Here is an 899-nt window from a genome sequence, read left to right as displayed (position 1 = left end):
CCCGACGAGGTCTGTCCGTCAGTCGCGGCCATCACGGCTCACGCATCGCTTCGTCGAAGCCGCGGACGACGCCGGCGAAGAGGTAGGTGAAGAGTGAGCGGGTGCCGATGCGGATGTCGCCCTTGAGGGTGATGCCCGGCACCAGGCGGAACCCGGGCGGCACGTTGCGCGGCGTCACCGTGTTCAGCGCCACCCGCGCCTTGTAGTAGGGTTCGGCCGGCTGGCCGGTCTGGTCGTCGGTGGTGAACGAGCCCTCGCTGATCGTGCGCAGCCTGCCCTCCACCGTCCCGTGCTCGATGAAGTTGTAGGCGTCGAGCTTGAGCGACACCGCGTCGCCGACCCGGATAAAGCCGATGTCGCGCGCCGCGACATGCAGCTCCGCCTCAAACGCCGAACCAAGCGGCGCCAGGTAAATCAGCGGGTCCCCCGCGTTCAGCACCGAGGCCGGCGACAGCCGGGCGATCTTCAGCACCACGCTCTCTTCCGGCGCTTCGAGCCGCACCAGCTCCTGGTGCCTCGCCGCCTTGCGCAGCTGCTCCGCCGCCGCGTCCCGGCTGGTCTGCGCCGTCACCAGCTCCTGGCTCACCTGCCCGTACCATTGCTCGACAAACGCATCGCGCGTCGCCGCCGTCGCGTCCAGCTCGTGCCGCGCCTCCAGCACCGCGTTGCGGTCAAAGTCGAGCGCCCGCTCGACCTCCAGCTTCTGGTCCGTCGCCGCCAGCAGGTTCAGCCGGCTGCCCACCTGCGCCGCCGCCAGCGCCGACCGCATCCGCTCAATCTCCGCCGATATCTTCGCCCGGTCGCCGTAGCGCGCCTCGTCCGTCTGGTACTTGACGATCGTCGCCTGGTACTGCGCGATCTGGTCGTCGTAGCCCTTCACCTGCGCGGCGAACTGCGCC

The 899-nt window shown here is 69.6% G+C and carries 1 protein-coding gene; it reads right to left on the bottom strand.

Going from position 1 to position 899, the window contains the following annotated elements; translation table 11 throughout:
* Nucleotides 1-31: 31 nt before the first annotated feature.
* Nucleotides 32-899: HlyD family efflux transporter periplasmic adaptor subunit (locus tag DYY66_RS08830; RefSeq protein WP_166288286.1), on the bottom strand; the 868-nt coding region annotated here is incomplete at its 5' end.

Source organism: Candidatus Nitrosotalea sp. FS (assembly GCF_011319475.1).
GTDB lineage: Archaea > Thermoproteota > Nitrososphaeria > Nitrososphaerales > Nitrosopumilaceae > Nitrosotalea.
This window is presented reverse-complemented; position numbering and strand designations above follow the sequence as displayed.